The sequence below is a fragment of the Rhizohabitans arisaemae genome (genome assembly GCF_025996515.1).
In the GTDB taxonomy this organism is placed as follows: domain Bacteria; phylum Actinomycetota; class Actinomycetes; order Streptosporangiales; family Streptosporangiaceae; genus Rhizohabitans; species Rhizohabitans arisaemae.
The window spans coordinates 621,368-638,375 of record NZ_BLRH01000035.1; the positions used below are offsets into that span (position 1 = coordinate 621,368).

Here is a 17,008-nt window from a genome sequence, read left to right on the forward strand (position 1 = left end):
CTCACTGCGCGGGGTCGGCGGTCGCCGTGGTCAGGATCTCGGTCAGGTCGTCGGCGAGGCGCCGGATCGTGCCCCGGTCGAACCGGGTGGTGTCGTATTCGAAGAGGCAGGTGACCTCCCCGGCGCCGTGCGGCTCGAAGAACGCGAGGGTCAGGTCGGCGTTGCACGCCCCGGTCGGGACCGGCTGGAAGGTCAGCCCGAGCGCGTCGAGGGGGCCCGGGTCGGCCTGCTCGTGGTGGACGAGCATCACCCGCGGCGCGGGCAGCCCGAGTTCCCGCGCCACCCGGTCGAACGGGACGTCCTGCCGGTCGTAGGCGGCCAGGTCGGTCTCCCGGACCCGGCCGAGCAGCTCGCGGAAGCCGGGGTCGCCCCCGGTGTCGGTCCGCAGCGGCACGATGCCGGCGAAGCAGCCCACCAGGTCGGTCAGCGACTCCTCGGCCCGGCCGGCCACCATGGTGGCGACGGTCAGGTCGGTGCCGGCGCCGTGCCGGGTGAGCAGGGTGGCCAGCGCCGCGTGCAGCACCATGAACATGCTGGTGCCGGTGCGCGCGGCCAGGTCGTCGACGGCGGCGTGCAGCTCGGGGGGCAGGGGGAAGGCCAGATGGTCGCCGCGGGGGTCGCCTCCCGGCGGCCGGTCGTACGGCAGCGCGGGCCCTTCGGGCAGGTCGCGCAGCGTCCGCCGCCAGTAGGCGAGCTGCCGTTCGGCGACGGCGCCGGTGAGCTCGCGGGCCCACAGCGTGTAGTCGGCGTAGGTGACCGGCAGGGGGTCGAACTCCGGGGCGTCGCCGCGGAGCCGTGCCGTGTAGGCGTGGACGAGGTCGCGGGTGAGCGGGACGACCGACCACTCGTCGGCGCCGAGGTAGTCGAGCCGGAGCAGGAGGGCCTCGGCTCCGGAGTCGTCGGTGAGCAGCGTCGCCTGCAACGGCGTCTGCCGGGCCGGGTCCGTCTTCCGGCCGGCGATCTTCCGGAGCGCCCGGTCGAGGTCGGGGACCCGCGCGTGTTCGAGCCGCCACCGCGCCGGTTCCTGGACGGGGTGCCCGTCGCGTTCGGCGAAGACCGTGCGGAGCGGTTCGTGCCGGGCGACGACGTCGCCGAGCGCGGCCTCGAGCGCCTCGGCGTGCAGTCCGGCGGGTGCGCGGAGGGCGAACGCCATGTCGGGGACCCGTCCGGTCCCGGACCGGTGGCGGGTCCACTGCCATTCCTGGGGCGGGGCCGCGGGGAGTGTCGCCGGGCGGGCCGCCGGGCCCAGTCGCGGCCGGGTACGGCCGTCGGCGCCGTCCAGCCGGTCGGCGAGCGCCGCGGGGGTGGGCGCCTCGAACACGTCCCGCAGGGTGAGGTCGGCGTCGAGCAGGGTCCTGACCCGGCCGAGCAGTCGCATCGCGGACATGGAGTGGCCGCCGAGCGCGAAGAAGTCGTCGTGCAGCCCCACCTCGGGGAGCCGCAGCACCTCGGCGAAGAGCCCGGCGAGCGCCCGCTGGCGTCCGCTGCGCGGCCGGGCGTCCCCGGTCAGGGCGGACCAGTCGGGTACGGGCAGCGCCCGGCGGTCCAGCTTCCCGTTGGGGGTGAGCGGCAGCGGCCCGTCCAGGATCGCGATCGAGGAGGGGACCATGTACTCGGGCAGCAGCCCGGCCAGATGCGCGCGGAGCTCCCGGGGGTCGGGCCGGTCGCCGGGCTCCGGCGGCTCCGCCGCGTGCGGGAGGTCCCGCTTGAGGACGGCGTATCCGATGAGCCGGGTTTCCGGGCCGGTCCGGTCGGCGACGACGGCGGCCTGGGCGACGGCCGGGTGCCGGGTGAGCGCACCGGCCACCTCGCCCGGCTCGATCCGGAAGCCGCGGATCTTCACCTGGTCGTCGGCGCGGCCGAGGAAGTCGACGTTCCCGTCGTGCCGCCAGCGCGCCCGGTCCCCGGTGCGGTACATCCGGCTCCCGGGCGGGCCGAACGGGCAGGCGACGAAGCGTTCCGCGCTGAGGCCGGGCCGCCCCAGGTAGCCTCGGGCCAGCCCGCGTCCGGCGACGTACAGTTCACCCGGTACCCCCGGCGGCGTCGGCCGGAGCCGGTCGTCGAGGATGTGGACCCGGGTATTGGGGTCGGGGACGCCGATCGGCACCGCGCCCGCCCAGTCGGGTTCGGCGGGCCACAGGGTGGAGTTGACCGTGGCCTCGGTCAGGCCGTAGGCGGCGAGGAGCCGTACCCGCCCCGCCCAGCGGGTGATCACGGCCGGGGGGACGGTCTCGGTGCCGACCAGTACGGTCGCCCCCTCCGGTGGGTCGCAGCCGTCGGGGAGCGCGGCGACCAGCGAGGGCGGCAGGATCGCGTGGGTGATCCGCTGGTCGACGAGGAAGCCGGTGAGTTCGGGGCCGGGAGTCCGGACGCAGTCCGGGGCGATCACCAGGGTGCCGCCGTGGCAGAGCGCCATGCACAGTTCGAAGACCGTCACGTCGAATCCGGGGGAGGCGAACTGCAGCACCCGGCTGTCCGGGGTGAGGCCCATCCGGTCGACGGCGGTGGCCACCAGGCTGGAGATCCCTTCGTGCGGGACCACGGCGCCCTTGGGCCGGCCGGTCGAGCCGGAGGTGTAGATCACATAGGCGGCCTGGTCCAGGGCGATCGGCGGGAACCCGTCACCGGTTCCGGCCGGTTCCGGCCGGTCGCCGAGGCCGGGGTCGTCCAGGATCAGCGTCCGGACCCCGTCGACGGCGGGTACCTGTCCCGCCGTCCGCTCGGTGGCGACGACCACGGTCGCCGCCGCGTCGGCCAGCATGTAGGCGAGCCGGTCGGTGGGGTGGGCCAGGTCGAGCGGGAGGAAGGCGGCGCCCAGTTTGGCGGCGCCGAGGATCGCCGCCACCATGTCCGCGGACCGGGGGGCCGCCACCCCGACGACGCTTTCGGCACGAACCCCGGAGGAGGCGAGCCGCCGGGCGATCCGGTCGGAGCGGGCGTCTAGTTCGGCGTAGGTGAGCGAGATGTCCGCGTCCGTCACGGCGACGGCGTCCGGCCGTTCGGCGGCGCACCGCCGGAACAGGCCGGGGAGGGTGTCCTCGTCCACGGGCCGGTCGGTCCGGTTGAAGCCGGTGAGGACCCGGTCGCGTTCGCCGGGGACGAGCACCTCGATCCGGCTCACCGGCAGGGCGGGGTCGGCGGCGACCTGGCGGACCAGGGTCTTCAGCCGGTCGCCGAGCAGGGTGACCGCGTCCCGGTCGAACAGGTCGGACCGGTATTCGAGCACGCAGCCGAGGCGTTCCCCGTCGTCCACGAAGGAGAACACCAGCTCGAAGCGGGCGGTGCGCACCTCGGCCGGTTCCGGCAGCGTCTCCAGACCGGCGAGGGTGAAGGGGTCGGCGGAGCGGTTGCGGTAGCCGACCATCACCTGGAAGAGCGGGTTGCGGCCGGGGGAGCGCACCGGGTTGACCTCCTCCACCACGGCCTCGAACGGCACGTCCTGGTGGGAGAAGGCGGCGAGCGCGGTCTCGCGCACCCGGTCGACGAGTTCGGCGAAGGCCGGGTCGCCGGAGAGGTCGGTGCGCAGCACGAGGGTGTTCACGAAGAAGCCGACCAGCTCGTCGAGGGCGTCGTCGCCGCGGCCGGAGACCGGCAGGCCGAGCGGGAGGTCGTCGCCGGCGCCCAGGCGGTGCAGCAGCGCGGCGACCACGGCGTGGCACGCCATGAACATGCTGGCGCCCCGCGCCTGGGCGAGCCGCCGCAGTCCGGCGCAGTCCGCCGGGTCCAGTTCGAACGCCAGCTCCCCGCCCGCGGGGCTGGGCCGCGCCGGCTGGGGCCGGTCGGTGGGGAGCTCGATCCGCTCCGGGACGCCTTTGAGCGCCGTGGCCCAGTAGGCGAGCTGCCGGGCGGCCGTGCTCGCCGGGTCGTCGCGGTCGCCGAGCAGGTCCCGCTGCCAGAGGGTGTGGTCGACGTACTGGACGGGCAGCGGCGCGAACCCGGGGGCCGCTCCGCGGCGGCGCGCGGCGTAGGCGTCGGAGAGGTCGTGCAGGAGCGGGCCGTCGGACCACTCGTCGACGGCGATGTGGTGCAGGACCAGCGCCACCACGTGCTCCCGGTCGCCGAGGCGGACCACGACGGCGCGCAGGGGCGGCTCGGCGCCGAGGTCGAAGGGGCGGTCCAGCGCCTCGGCGAGGACCGCGGGCAGGCCGTCTTCGTCGGAGTGGACGAGCTCGACGGGCGGCCGGGCTTCCTCGGCGGGGAGGATCCGCTGGTACGGGTGGCCCGGCGGCCCGGCGATCAGGGTGCGGAGCGGCTCGTGCCGCGCGGTCACGTCGGCGAGCGCGGCGCGCAGCGCCTCGACGTCGAGGTCGCCGCGGAGCCGGAGGACGATCGGGTAGTTGTAGGTGGGCGACGGGCCTTCCAGCTGCTCGATCAGCCAGAGCCGCCGCTGGGCGGGGGAGAGCGGCGGTCTTTCCGGGCGTTCGGCGACGGGGCGCAGGACCGGCCGGGTCGCCCCGTCGGAGGCGGCGGCCCGCCCGGCCAGCTCGGCCACGGTGGGTGCCTCGAACAGGTCTCGGATGGACAGCTCCGCCCCGAGCGCGGCCCGGGCCCGGGCGACCAGCCGGGTGGCGATGAGGGAGTGCCCGCCGAGGTCGAAGAAGTCGTCGTCGACGCCGACCCGTGCCACGCCGAGCAGTTCGGCGAACAGGTCGCACAGCACGGTCTCCTGCGGCGAGCCCGGCGGGCGGCCGGCGGTTCCGGCGGTCACCTGGGGCCGGGGCAGCGCCCTTAGGTCCAGCTTGCCGTTGACGGTGAGCGGCAGCCGGTCCACGGTCGTCAGCACGGCGGGGACCAGGTAGCCGGGGAGCCGGGCCTTGAGGGCCTCCCGGACCGCGGCCGCCGGGTCGGGCTCGGCCCCGTCCCGGGGCACGATGTACCCGATCAAGCGCTTGGTCCCACCCGGTCCGGTGTCGGCGACCACCGCCGCGTGGTCCACCAGCGGGTGCTCCTCCAGCGCCGAGGCGACCTCGGCGGGCTCCACCCGGTGCCCGCGGATCTTCACCTGGTCGTCGGTGCGGCCCAGGAAGTCCAGGTTCCCGTCGGGGCGGCGGCGCACCAGGTCCCCGGTTCGATACATCCGGGCACCCGGCTCGGCGGCGAACGGGTCGGCCGTGAAGCTCGCCGCGGTGAGGCCGGGCCGCCGGTGGTAGCCGCGGGCCAGCCCGACCCCGGAGATGTAGAGCTCACCCGGGGTCCCCGGCGGCACCGGGCGCAGCGCCGCGTCCAGCACGTACGCGCGGGTGTTCCAGATCGGCCGCCCCACGGTCGGCGTCGCGCTGTCCTCGGTGGACGCGCCGAGCGTGTTGATCGTGTACTCGGTCGGCCCGTACAGGTTGTAGCCGAACGTCCCCGGGGTGTCCCGCAGCGTCGCCCAGACGGTCTCCGACACCGCCTCGCCGCCGAGCAGCACCAGCGGGGGCCGGTGCCCCGCCAGCAGACCCGCCTCGATGAGGTGGTGGGCGTAGGTGGGGGTCACGTTGACCACGTCCACCCGCTCCCGGTCGCAGTAGGCGACCAGCGCCTCGGCGTCCCGGCGCAGGTTCTCGTCGCAGACGTGCACCTCGTGCCCCTCGACCAGCCAGAGCAGCTCCTCCCACGACATGTCGAAGGCGAAGGAGACGGTGTGGGCGATGCGCAGCCGCCGTCCCCCCGCGGCCGCGATCGCCGGATCGAAGATGGCCTCACGGTGGTTGAGCTGCATGTTCGTGAGTCCCCGGTACGGCGTGACCACGCCCTTGGGCCGGCCGGTGGAGCCGGAGGTGTAGATCACGTAGGCGGGGTGGTCCAGCCGGTGCGGCAGGTCGCGGGCGAACTCGGGGAGGTCCCCCGGCGGGAGCGTGCCGAGCTCGTCGAGCAGGACGCGGGCCACCCCTGTTTCCGGGAGCGCCGCCGAAGTCGCGGCGGTGGTGACGATACAGGCCGGAGCGGTGTCCTCCAGCATGAACGCCAGCCGCTCCGCCGGATACTCCAGGTCCAGCGGGAGGTAGGCCGCGCCCGTACGGAGCACCGCGAACAGGGCGACCACCATGTCGGCCGAACGGGGCAGGGCCAGCGCGACCACCCGCTCCGGCGCGGCGCCCCGGCTCACCAGCAGCCGGGCCAGCCGGTCGATCCGCGCGTCGAGCTCGGCGTAGGTGAGCCGTTCCGCCCCGAAGACCAGCGCCGTCGCCTCCGGGGTACGCGCCGCCTGCTCCCCCAGGAGCTCGGCGACGGTCTTGCGGGGCAGGGGCCGGTCCGGGATGCGATGCCCGGCCTCGACGTCCCGCCGCTCGTCGGGAAGGAGCAGGTCGAGCGAGCCCGCCGGGAGTTCCAGGTTCCCGGTGAGCCGGTCCAGCACGGTGGTGAACCGGTCGAGGAAGGCCGCCGCCTCGGCGGGGGAGAACAGGTCCGGCCGGTAGGCGAGGGTGAGGCGCAGCCGCCGGCCCTGGGTGACGATGAGGGTGAGCGGGTAGTGCGTGGCGTCGGCCGAGACGGCGTCCACGATGCCGTGCCGGCCGGTGAACTCGGCCATCCGCGTCTCGCCGTCTGAGTCGCGGAGCACGAACAGCGTGTCGAAGAGCCGGCGGTGCCCGCTCTCCGCCTGGAGTTCGCCAAGACCCAGATGCTCGTACGGCATCAGTGCGACCCGCTCGTCCTGGACCCGGCGGAGCAGGCCGAGCACGGATTCCCGCGGGTCCAGGGAGATCCGCACCGGGACGGTGTTGAGGAACATCCCGATGATGTGCTCCACGTCGGGCACGGCGGTGGGCCGGCCCGCGACGGCCGCGCCGAAGACCACGTCGTCGCGGCCGACAGCGGCGGACAGGACCAGCCCCCAGGCGGTGTTGAGCAGCGTGTTGAGGGTGACCCCCCGCCCGCGCGCCGTGGCGCGGAGCCGTTCGCCGAGATCCTCGTCGAGCACGGTGTCCAGGTCGCGTGGGATGACCGGGTGCATGCCGTCGTCGGCGGGCCGGACCAGGGTCGGCTCGTCGAGCCCGGAAAGCGCGCCGCGCCACGCGGCACGGGCGGCGCCGGGGTCCTGCCCCGCGAGCCAGGCGAGGTAGTCCCGGTAGGAGCCGGGGGAGGGCAGCCCGCGGTCGTCCCCGGCCCGCTCGTACAGGTGGAAGAGGTGTTCGAGGAAGAGCCAGGCGGACCAGCCGTCCCAGAGGATCAGGTGGTGGCTGACGACCAGCCGGTCGTGGTCGCCGAGCCGGATCAGCAGCAGCCGGGTGAGCGGCGGCCTGGCCAGGTCGAACCGGCGGCCCCGGTCCTCGGCGAGGAGCTCGGCGATCCGTTCCTCCTGCTCGGCGGAGGTCAGCCGGGTCAGGTCCACCTCGCGGAGCGGGATCGGCACCTCGGCGCCGATGAACTGCACGGTCCGCGGCGAGGCGTCGGCGGTGAACCCGGCCCGCAGACTCGGGTTGCGGGCGAGCAGCGCGCCGAGCGCGCCGCGGAGCCGGTCGGCGTCGAGGGGTTCGGCGAAGGTGAAGACGTCCTGCGCGGTGTAGACGTCGACGGCGTCGCCGTCGTACCGCGCGTGGAAGAAGATCCCTTCCTGGAGCGGGGAGAGCGGCCAGACGTCCGCGACCGGCACCCCGCCGATCCGCCGGAGCCGGGCGAGCTCCTCCTCGGCAGGCCGCGGCAGGTCCTCGGCGGGCGCGACCTCGGCCCCGGGCGCCGCGGCGGCCAGCGCGGCCGGGGTGCGGTGGGTGAAGACGTCCTTCGGGCTGATCGGCAGCCCGGCCCGTCGGGCCCGGCCGGAGACGGCGATGGAGTCGATGCTGTCGCCGCCGAGGGCGAAGAAGTCGTCGTCGGGTCCGGCCGCGGTGCCGAGCACCTCGGTGAAGATCCGGCACAGCAGCTCCTCCCGCTCGCCGGCGGGTGCCCTGACCCGGCGGCGGGGTGCCTCGGGGGCGGGGAGCGCGGCCCGGTCCACCTTCCCGTTGACCGTGAGCGGCAGCCCGTCGAGGACGAGGACCGCGCTCGGAACCATCGCCGCGGGGAGGGCGGCGGCGAGCGCGGCCCGCAGGGTTTCGGCGTCGAGCCCGGCACCGGGATCCGGGACCGTGTAGCCGATCAGGCGGCCGTCGCGGACCGTCACGACGGCCTGGGCGACGCCGGTCAGACCGGAGAGCCGCGCTTCGATCTCGCCGAGCTCGACCCGGTTCCCGCGTATCTTGACCTGGTGGTCGGTCCGGCCCAGGTACTCCAGCGGGCCGTCCGCGCGTCGCCGTACCAGGTCGCCGGTGCGGTACATCCGGGTGCCCGGCGGGCCGTACGGGTCGGCGACGAACCGTTCCGCGGTGAGCCCGGGGCGCCGGTGGTAGCCGCGCGCCAGCTGGTCGCCCGCGATGTACAGCTCGCCGGGCATCCCGGCGGGCACCGGCCGCAGGCAGGCGTCCAGGACGTACAGCCCGGTGTTCCAGACCGGTTCTCCGATCGGTGTCGTCGCGCCGTACGGCTCCCGCGCCTCGGCCCGGCTGACCTGGACCGTCGCCTCGGTCGGGCCGTAGCAGTTCACCAGCGGCACCCCGGTCGACTCCCGCCAGCGCCGGGCGGCCTCCCCGGTGAGCGCCTCGCCGCCGACGAAGGCCCGGCGCAGACCGGCCGACCAGCCGTCTTCCCCGAGAAGCCCGGGGATGAGCGAGGGGACCAGGTCCAGGACGGTGACGCCGCGGTCGCGGACGAGGCCGGTCAGGTGGACCGGGTCGAGGTGGGCGTCGGGGTCGGGCAGCACGATCGCGGCGCCGGAGCAGAGCGGCCAGAAGATCTGCCAGACCGAGGCGTCGAACCCGGCGGAGGCCTGCTGCAGCATCCGGTCGCCGGGCCCGATCCGGAACTCGTCCTGCGCCCAGGCGAAATGCCCGGCGATCGCCCGGTGCGTGACCACGACCCCCTTGGGCGTCCCGGTCGAGCCGGATGTGTAGATCAGGTACGCCGGATCGTCGGGCCCCGCCGGGCGTACGGGATCGGAGCCCGGTACGGCGACGCGCTGCCCGGGCTCCGGGGTGCCGAGAGGAGCGCGGGCTGCGGGAGACCCGGCTCCGGGGCCGACCTGGGTGTGCTCAGCTGTGCTGTGGTCGCGATGCGTGGGATCGGCGGTTTCCGCCGGGCGTACGGGATCGGAGCCCGGTACGGCGACGCGCTGCCCGGGCTCCGGGGTGCCGAGAGGAGCGCGGGCTGCGGGAGGCCCGGCTTCGGGGCCGACCTGGGTGTGCTCAGCTGTGCTGTGGTCGCGATGCGTGGGGTCGGCGGTTTCCGCAGGGCGTACAGGTGGCGTGTCGAGGAGGACGGGCGTGACGCCGTCGAAGGCGGGAAACCCGGTCTCCGGGGTGGTCACGACGGCTCGGGCGCCGCTGTCGGCGAGGGTGAAGGCGAGCCGGTCCGCGGGGTGGGCGAGGTCGAGCGGGACGTAGGCGGCGCCCGCCTTCAGCACACCGAGAAGGGCGACGATCAGCTCGGGGGAACGCGGGACGGCGACGGCGGCGAACTCCCCGGGGCCGGCGCCCAGTGCGGCAAGCCGGTTCGCGAGGTTCTGCGCCCGGTGATCCAGCTCTGCGTAGGTGAGCTCTCCTGCCGCGGAGGCGACGGCGACGGCGTCGGGTGTCTCGGCGACCCGGGCTTCGAAGAGCGCGGTCAGGGTCTGTGCGGGTATCTCCCGGCTCGCCCCTGCGAGGAGGCCTTCGTCGGAGAGCAGGTCGATTCGCCCGATCGGCCGGTCGGGTTCGGCGACCGCCGTGTCGAGCAGGTGGGCCAGCGCCGCCGCCAGTCCCCGGGCGGTTTCGGCGGAGAACCGGGCGGTGTCGTACTCCAGCCGGAGTTCGAGCCGCCGCCCCGGCAGCGCGGTGAGCGAGAGCGGATAGTGGGAGGCGTCGCGCACGTCGACCCCGGTGACCTCGAAGGTCCCGCGCAGGTCTCCGGTGAACGGATAGTTCTCGATCACGACCAGGGTGTCGAAGAGGCCCCGCGCGCCCGGCTCGACGACCCCGGCGAGCCGCTGGATCTCGGTGAGGCCGAGGTGCTGATGGTCGAGCAGATCGGTCTGGGCGTCCTGCAACCGGGCCAGCGCGTCGGCCGGCCGCTCGTCCGGCCGCCAGCGGACCCGCACCGGCAGGGTGTTGGCGAGCAGGCCCACCAGCGACTCGACCCCGTCGACCTCGGGGTGGCGGCCGGACACGGTGGTGCCGAACACCACGTCGCGCTCACCGGTGAGCCGTCCGGCGAAGATGCCCCAGGCGCCTTGGACGACGGTGCCGAGGGTGAGCCCGTTCGCCCGCGCCCACCCGGTCAGCGCGGCCGTCCGCTCCTCGGTGAACTTGTGGACGACTTCTCCGATCGAGCCGGGTACGGTGTCCGCGGCCCCCGCGACCGGCGTCGGACCCGGCAATCCGTGCAGCGCCCGCCGCCAGGCCTCGCGCGCGGCCTCCCGGTCCCGTCCGTTCAGCCAGGCGAAGTACTCCCGATAGGCGGTGTCCTCGGCACGGTTTCCACCCGACACCAGGTCACGCAGCATGACCGGTACGGACCAGCCGTCGGCGACCAGGTGGTGCAGGGTGAGGACGAGCCGGTGCCGGTCGTCGCCGAGGACCAGCGCGGCGCGGAGCAGCGGCGGCGCGGCCAGGTCGAACCGGTGCGCCCGCTCCTGCGCGGCGACGGCTTCGGCGACGGCGTGGACCGGCTCGCCGGAGCTCCGCGCGTCGACCTCCCGCCACGGCGGGATCGCCCGCTCGGGGACGAGCTGGAGGAGGGATCCGTCGTTCAGCCTGCGAAAACCCGCCCGCAGCAGCGGATGCCGGTCGAGAAGGCCCTGGACGGCGTCGCGGACCGCCCGGGGGTCGGCGACACCGGTGAGCTCGATCACCTGCTGGACGGTGTAGACGTCCGCGGCGTCCTCGTCGTACACCGCGTGGAAGTACAGCCCCTGCTGGAGCGGGGTGGCCGGCAGCAGGTCGGCGACGCCGCCCGCCCGCAGCCCGTCCAGCTCCTCCTGCCCGATCGTCACCAGCGGGAAGTCCGACGGGGTACGGCCTCCGGCGCCCGGCGCGGCCGCGTGCGCGGCCAGCCCCCGCAGGGCTTCGACCCAGGCGTCGGCCAGCTCCGCCACGTCGGCCGGGTCGAGCACCCCGCCCGGCCAGGACCAGGTGGCGCTCAACCGCGGCCCACGGGGTCCGTCCTCGACGATCGCGTCGATCTCCAGCGCGTGGGTGATCGGCATCCGCGGGTCCCGCCCGGCGGTGAGCGGCTCGGCGCCCGGCGGTGGCTGCCAGTCCCCGCCGTCGGCCCGGAACCGGCCAAGATAGTTGAAGAGCACCTGCGGGCCGGTCGGATTGCCGTGTCCACGGCGGAGCAGCCCGTGGTTCAGGCCGGGACCCGGCAGGGAACGCAGCTGCTCCTTGATCCGCTTGAGCGTCGTGCCGGCCGCGGGACCACCGGTGTGGAAATCGGCCCGGTCGAGCTCCCCCGGATCCAGCCGGACCGGGACGACCGACGTGAACCAGCCCACGGTCCGGGAGAGATCTGCCCCGCCCGCCACCGCGTCCTGCTCCCGGCCGTGCCCCTCCCGCTCCAGGACGAGCACCCCGGAGGTTTCACCCCGCCATCCGGTGACGGCGACGGCGAGCGCGGTCAGCAGTACGTCGTCGACGCCTGCCCGGTACGCCGTCGGCAGGTCGGCCAGCAGCGGCGCGGTCACCTCGGCCGGGAGCGAGATCGTCAGTGTGCGCCGGGTGGTCTCGACGTCGGCCGCCGGGTTGAGCGCCCGCAGCGTCCGCGAGCCGAGCGCCGGCACGGGCTCGCGTGTCAGCTCCCGCCAGGCCTCCCACTCGGCCTGCCGATCCCCGGCTCGTGTCCCGGCGTCCAGCAGCTTCGCCCAGCGCGGGAACGAGGTGCCCACCGGCGGCAGCCCCACCGCCGTCCCTTCGGACAGGGCGGCCGCGGCTGCCGCCAGGTCGGCCAGGACGATCCGCCACGACACCCCGTCGATCACCAGATGGTGCGCCACCAACAGCAGCACCCCCGGCGCGTCCGGGCCGGGGTCGAGCCAGACCGCACGCAGCATCCGCCCCTCCGCCGGAGCCAGCCGCGCCACCGCCCGCTCCCGCTCCCGCGTCACGATCGCGTGCAACGTGTCCGTGGGTTCCCCATCGATCGCGTGGTGAATGCCGGCTGTGGCTTTCGCCCGCCCGGGGCGTGCGGTGTCGGCGGGAACGGTCTGCGGCCTACCGGTTCCGGCTTCGGCTTCCACGGCGGGAGAGGTCGGCGGGAGCTCGCCGGCTCGGGCCGCGTCATCCGTACCGGGTGAGTTGTCGGCGAGGATCTGTGCCGTTGGTCCGGTGATGAGCCGGTGCTCCGCTTGTTCGGTGATCGGGCCGGTGAATGGCGGGGGAAGGGCCGAGCCGGTGTCGTCTGCGGGCGGGGTATCAGCCGTACCGGATGGGTCGCCGGGTTGTCCGGGGGCGGCTGTCGTGGGGTTGCCGGCTGGGGCCGCGTCAGCCGTACCGGTGTCGGGGAAGGACACGTGGTCCAGGAGGTCGGCGGCGCGGACGGTGCCGGGCGGGGGGACGTCCAGGGTCCAGGAGGGGCGGCTCAGGCGGGCGCGGAGCATGCCGTGGTGGTCGAGGACGGCCTGGAGGGCGCCGGTGAGGAGTTCACGGGTGAGGCCGGCGGGCACCTGGACCGCGACCGACTGGTGGAAGCCGTCGATCGGGGCGTTCAGGTCGCGGAGCCAGGAGACGATCGGGGTCGGCGGGGCCGAGCCGATCCCCGGATCGTGGGCCGGAGCCGAGGCCGCGGGGGTCGCGGCGCGGGCGAGCGCGGCGACGGTGCGGTGGCGCAGGACGTCGCGGGGGGAGAAGGCGAGTCCCGCGCGGCGGGCCCGGCCGACCAGCTGGATCGCCAGGATGCTGTCGCCGCCGAGTTCCACGAAGCCGTCGTCGGCGCCGACCGAGGGCAGCCCGAGGAGTTCGGCGAAGAGCCCGGCCAGCAGGTGCTCGGCGGGGGTGGCGGGGGCGGCCGTGCCGGTGGCGGCGGTCCAGTCCGGCTCGGGCAGGGCGTCCCGGTCCAGTTTGCCGTTGGGGGTGAGCGGGAGCGTGCCGGGAAGCACGACGATCACGCCGGGCACCATGGCGTCGGGCAGGCCCTTCGCCGCGTGCCGCCGCAGCTCCGCCGGGTCCAGCCCGGCGGAGCCGGTCACATAGCCGACGAGCCGTTTGACGCCGCGGTGGTCGGGGCGGGCCAGCACCGCCGCCTGGGCGACGCGGGGGTCGGCCATGAGGACGCTCTCCACCTCGCCCGGCTCGATCCGATGACCGCGGATCTTGAGCTGGCCGTCGTCCCGGCCGAGGAAGTCGATGTTCCCGTCGGGCCGCATCCGGACTCGGTCGCCGGTCCGGTACATGCGGTCGCCGGGCGCCCCGTACGGGTCGGCGACGAACCGCTCGGCGGTCAGGCCGGGCCGGCCGAGGTACCCGTGGGCGAGCCCGCGGCCGGAGACGTACAGCTCACCGGCGACTCCGCGGGCGACCGGGCGCAGCGCCGAGTCCAGGATGTAGCAGCGGGTCCCGGGGTCGGGCACCCCGATCGGCACCGGCCCCGCGGCTTCGGGGTCGGCGAGCCAGAGGGTGGAGTTGACGGTCGCCTCGGTGAGGCCGTACGCGACCACGACCCGCGTCCGCCGTCCCCAGCGGGCGATCAGTTCGGCGGGGACGGCCTCGGTGCCGACCACCAGCACGCCGCCTTCGGGCAGGTCGCAGCCGGCGGGGAGCGCGGCGACCAGCGACGGCGGCAGGATCATGTGGGTGACCCGGTGCTCGGCCAGGTATTCGGTCAGCTCGGGACCGGCCACCCGGCGCTCCGCGGGGACGATCACCGCGGTGCCGCCGACGCAGAGCGACATGACCAGGTCCCAGACGGCGACGTCGAAGCCGACCGAGGCGAACTGGGCGATCCGGCTGCCGGCGTCGACGCCGAGCCGTTCCCGCGCGGTGGCGATCAGGCTGCCGACGCCGTCGTGGGAGACGACGACTCCCTTGGGTCTGCCGGTCGACCCCGAGGTGTAGATGACGTAGGCCGCCTGGTCCCGGAGCGGACCCGGCAGGTTCGTGTCCGGATATTTGTTGAGTTCCGATGAGGCGTCGACAAATATCCGGACAAGTGATTCGGGGAGGTCGCCGGCGAGCCCGGCCACGGTGACGACGGCCCGCGCCCCGGCGTCCTCGGCCAGGTATGCCACCCGATCCGCCGGGTTGTCCAGATCGAGCGGGAGGTAGGCCGCGCCCGTCTTCATCACCCCGAGCAGCGCGACGACCAGGTCCGCCGAGCGGGGTACGGCGGTCGCGACCACCTCCCCGGGCCGGATCCCCCGGTCGCGCAGCAGCCGGGCGAGCCGATTGGCCCGCGCGTTCAGCTCGCCGTACGACAGCAGCTCCGGCCCGCACACCACGGCGGGCGCGTCCGGCGCCGCGGCCGCCCGGCGCTCGAAGGCCTCGGTCCAGGTCGGTCCGCCCGGTTCGCCGGGCGTCCCGGCGAATCGGGTGAGCACCAGCTCCCGCTCGGCCGGGTCGGTGAGCCCGATCGAGCCGAGCGGCCGGTCCGGGTGCGCGGCCGTCCCGGCCAGGACGGCGAGCAGCCGCCGTTCGTGCTCGGCGAGTTCGCCGGGGGAGCAGACGGCGGCGTCCGCGGCGAGCTCGATCCGCACCCCCTGGGGTCGGTCGTACACGGTGACGATCAGGTCGTCGACCGGCCCGGTCGCCAGCTGGTGGGCGGACACGGCGAGCCCGCCGAAATCCGGCTCCGCGTGATGGGGGAGCACGTTGATCGTCGGGCCCACCAGCGAGCGGAGCCCGCCCGTGTGCCCCAGTTCCTTGGCGAGCTCCTCGCCCCGGTACCGGGAATGCGGCATGATCTCGCGGACCTGCTCGATCACCGCCGCGAGGAGTCCGGCCGGGGTCGTGCCGGGCCGGACCGTGAGCCGGAGCGGCAGGACGTTGGACATCATGCCGGAGCCGGACTTCAGCTCCGGGTCCACCCGCCCGGTCATCGGCAGGCCGAGGACGAGGTCCTGTTCGCCGGAGGCCCGGTGCAGGTACGCGGCGACGGCCGCGATCGCCACCCGGGAGAACCGGGTCCCGGCCGCCTCGGCGAGCCGGCGCAGCTCCGCGACGAGCCCCGCGGGCGGCTCCACGATCCGCCGGTGCACCCGTACGGCCCGCTCGGCCGGGCACTCGACCAGGCGGGCGGGCTCCTCGGGGAGTCCGGCCAGCCGGTCGTGCCAGAAACCGCGGTCCACCGCGTACCGCGCCGAACCCCGATACTCCAGGTCACCGGCGACCAGCCGGCGCAGCGACTCGTCCCGTACCGCGTCCGGCTCCGCCCCCGAGTACAGCGCGGCGGCGCGCAGGAGCAGGCATTGGATGCCGAATCCGTCGGTGACCAGGTGGTGGTAGCGCTGGTACCACCAGATCCGGTCGCCGGACAGCCGGATCAGCGCGTGGGCGAAGACCGGACCCTCGGCCAGGTCGATCGCCCGGTTCAGGTCCGCGTCCATCCAGGCGCGGGCCGCCGCCTCGGGGTCGGGTTCGCCGGACAGGTCGAGCAGGGCAGGCGTCCAGTCCGGGCGGGGCCGGGGGATCTGGACGGGCCGGCCGTCCCGCTCGCCGAAGACCACGTGCAGGCCGTCGGCGAGCAGGACGGTACGGCGGACCGCGTCGGCGAGCCGCGTCAGGTCGGGCCGTTCCCGCGGTTCCCCGGCCGGGGTGGTGAACTCCACGTAGAGGCCGACGTTGTAGGCCGGGTTCTCCGGCTCGATCCGCTGGGCCAGCCAGATCCCGGTCTGCGCCCCGGTGAGCGGCAGCGTGAACGCGTCGTCGTACATCGTGTGGGTGCCCTTCCGTCCCTGCCGGCGGTTTCGTCGAGGCTGCTTGGTCGGCCGTGGCTACTTCTTGAGCAGCGGCTCGACCTGATCGATGGCGTACGGGATGCTCAGCACCGTGTTGAAGGACAGCGCGGCGCCGATCGGCGGGTCCTGGTAGGTGACGAAGAGGTCACGCCCCTCCTTGGCCACCTTCAGCTCCTTGTAGACCGAGTCGTTCTTGATCCGCTCCCAGGGCTCCTTGCCCGTGGTGAGCCACACCAGCCGGTCGACCTCCAGGATGTTCAGCCCTTCGGAGCCGAACTCGACCACGTTGGAGGCGCCCGCCTTCCGGGTGATCTCCTCGGGGACGGTGAAGCCCATCTCGGCGAGGAAGGCGGACTTGGGGTCGCCCTTCTGGAAGGCCGAGTACTGGCCGGGCTTGAAGCTGTCCGCGGCGACGGCGGTCTTGCCCGCCCACTGCGGGTTGGCCTCGCGGACCTTGGCGAACCGCTGTCCGATCCCGGCGATGAGCTGCTGGGCCTTCGCCTCCTCCCCGAGGGCGCGGCCGGCGAGCAGGGTCAGCTCCTGCCAGGGTGCGGCGTAGGGGTCGAACGCCTTGGGCTGGGCCACCACCGGGGCGATCTTGGAGAGCTGGTCGTAGTGCTCCTTCTGGATGCCCGAGTACATGGCGAAGATCAGGTCAGGCTTGAGCGCGACCAGCTTCTCGGTCTTGACGCCGTCCTCGCGCAGGCCGAGGACGACGGGCTCGGTCCCGCCCCAGGCGTCCTTGGCCCACGGCCAGTCGGTGAACGGCTTGCGCTGGAACCAGTCGACCACGCCGACCGGCTTGAAGCCGAGCGCGAGCACCGGTTCGTGGTCGCTCAGGCCGATGGTGACGATCCGCTCGGGCCGTTTGGCGATCTGCGTGGTGCCGTATCGGTGGTCGACCCGGATCGGGAAGGCGCCTTCCGCGCTCGACGAGGCCGCGGCGGGCTGGGCCGTTCCCGGGGTCTTCTCGGCGTCGGCGCCGCACGCGGCGGCGGCCAGGCTGAACAGGGTGAGGGTGGCGATCGTGGTGAGCAGCCGCCGGGCCGATCGCGGAGCTGCGGGGAACCTGGGGGACATCGTTTCCTTTTTCAGGCTCAAGCCGACGCCCGATGCCGAGTTCCGGAGTCTGCC

Annotated in this window: 2 protein-coding genes; both read right to left on the bottom strand. The window is 74.6% G+C overall.

All coding sequences use genetic code 11. The annotated features are described in order from the left end of the window. Position 1: 1 nt before the first annotated feature. Positions 2-15,850 carry a non-ribosomal peptide synthetase gene (locus tag RUR_RS24895; protein ID WP_283137596.1) on the bottom strand — a complete coding sequence of 5,283 codons (15,849 nt, stop codon included), beginning with the start codon at positions 15,848-15,850 and terminating at the stop codon, positions 2-4. A 60-nt stretch (positions 15,851-15,910) separates the two neighbouring features. Next, positions 15,911-16,954, bottom strand: a complete 1,044-nt coding sequence (locus tag RUR_RS24900; RefSeq protein ID WP_283137597.1) for an iron-siderophore ABC transporter substrate-binding protein — start codon at positions 16,952-16,954, stop codon at positions 15,911-15,913. Between the last annotated feature and the right edge of the window lie 54 nt (positions 16,955-17,008).